The sequence below is a fragment of the Bradyrhizobium genosp. SA-3 genome, from assembly GCF_004212635.1.
In the GTDB taxonomy this organism is placed as follows: domain Bacteria; phylum Pseudomonadota; class Alphaproteobacteria; order Rhizobiales; family Xanthobacteraceae; genus Bradyrhizobium.
This window is the reverse complement of sequence record NZ_PSRT01000293.1, coordinates 1-1926: the sequence shown is the minus strand read 5'-3', so window position 1 is coordinate 1926 and position 1926 is coordinate 1. Positions and strand designations below refer to the sequence as shown.

Genomic DNA, 1926 nt, shown 5'->3' with positions numbered 1-1926 from the left:
GCCGAGCTTCGAGCCGCGCCCCGCCGCCAACGAACGAGCGACCGCGTTCGACCCGATCGAGGAGCCGCGCACCTCGCGCCGCGCCGCCAATGACGACCGCGAGACCATCGGCCAGCTGCTCCAGGCGCTTCAGAAGGGCCGCCCTGCCCGCAGCGTCTACACCTTCGCCACCATCTTCGCCGGCGTCTGGCTCGCCGCCTGCGCCGCGCTGACGTTCGGTTTCCTGCCCTCGATCCAGGCCGCCATGGGCCAGAGCGGCGGCGTGCTCGTCATTGCCGGCCTGATCGCGATGTTCTTCGCGCCCATCATGCTGTTCTACTTCCTGGCGAGCCTCGTCTGGCGCGGCCAGGAAATGCGCATGATCGCGCAGGCGATGGCGCAGGTCGCGATCCGCTTCTCCGAGCCGGAAGGCTCGGCCTCCGATTCCATGGTCACCGTCGGCCAGGCCATCCGCCGCGAGGTCGCGGCGATGGGCGACGGCATCGAGCGCGCGATTGCGCGCGCCGGCGAGCTCGAGACGCTGGTCGCCAACGAGGTCGCAGCGCTCGAGCGCGCCTATTCCGACAACGAGGTGCGCATCCGCGCCCTGCTCCAGGACATCGCGCATCAGCGCGACAATCTGGTCGGCCAGGCCGAGCAGGTCCGCAGCGCCATCTCCGGGGTGCAGATCGACCTGCGCCACGACATCGCGCTGATCTCGGACGCGATTGCCTCGCGCGTCGACGAGGTGGCCAAGTCCATCACCGGCGCGCTGGAAGAGCGCGGCGCACACATCACCAGCGCCTTGAGTAACGCCGGCGACAACATGATCCTGGCGCTCGGCGAGCGCGGCGGTGACCTGCTCGACCGCCTCGAGGAGGCCAGCAACGAGACTACGCGCGCGGTGCTCGACGCCAGCGAGCGGCTGACCACCAGCCTCAACTTCAAGACCGGCCACGTCCACGACGAGTTCGTCGACCTCGCCGACCGCGTCCATGAGATGTTGAACGAGCGCATCGACCGCATCACCGGCGAGTTCGAGCAGCGCTCCGCCGCGATCGTCGACGGCATCTCGGAGCGCACCGAGCAGGTGCACGATTCCCTGAAGAATTCGTCGGATTCGCTGCTGCTCGAGCTCGAGCTGCGTTCCAACGACATCTCCGCCAAGATCGACGACGCCGGCAACCGGCTCGCCGGCCAGATCATGACGAGCGGCGACAAGGCGAGCGAGGCGCTCGACGCCACTGTCAACACCCTGGTCGCCAAGGTCGTCAGCCAGACCGAGACCGCGCACGACTCGCTGTCGCTCCAGATGAGCGCCTTCGACGAGCTCGTGAGGAACCAGGGCACCGAGCTGGTCGAGAAGTTCGCCCGCGACTCCGGCACGCTGGGCGCGCTGATTACACGCCACATCTCCGAGTTCGACCGCACCGTGAAGACCTTCGGCGGCGAGATCGTCGAGCGCATGGGCCAGCGCACGCAGGACATCGCCGAGACGCTGAAGACCTATGTCGACAATTTCGACACCCGCTTCACGTCCAATGGCGGCGCGATCACGGCCGTGCTCGACCAGCGCCTCGTGCAATTCGAGACCACAATCGGCGAACGCGTCAGCAACTTCGACGCCTCCTTGAACGGCAAGTTCGCCAGCCTGGACGGTACGATCGAAGGCCACATCAGGACCTTCGACGAACAGCTCATCGGCCGCGTCGCCGCGCTCGAACAGTCGTTCGACAGCCGCGCCAGGTCCATGACCGAAACCATCGACGGACGCATCAATACATTGGCGACGTCGCTGAGCGACGGTGCCGCCCAGGCGATCCAGTCGATCGATGGCCGCCTCACCCACCTCACGACGTCGCTGACCGGCGGCGCATCGCAGGCCATCGAAAAGATCGATGCGCGCCTCAACCACCTCACCACCTCGCTGACCGACGGCGCATCAGA

Annotated in this window: 1 pseudogene; it reads left to right on the top strand. The window is 67.2% G+C overall.

The features are described 5' to 3' along the window. Positions 1–1926, top strand: a pseudogene (locus tag CWO91_RS42065) (negative regulator of septation ring formation); the annotation flags it as partial.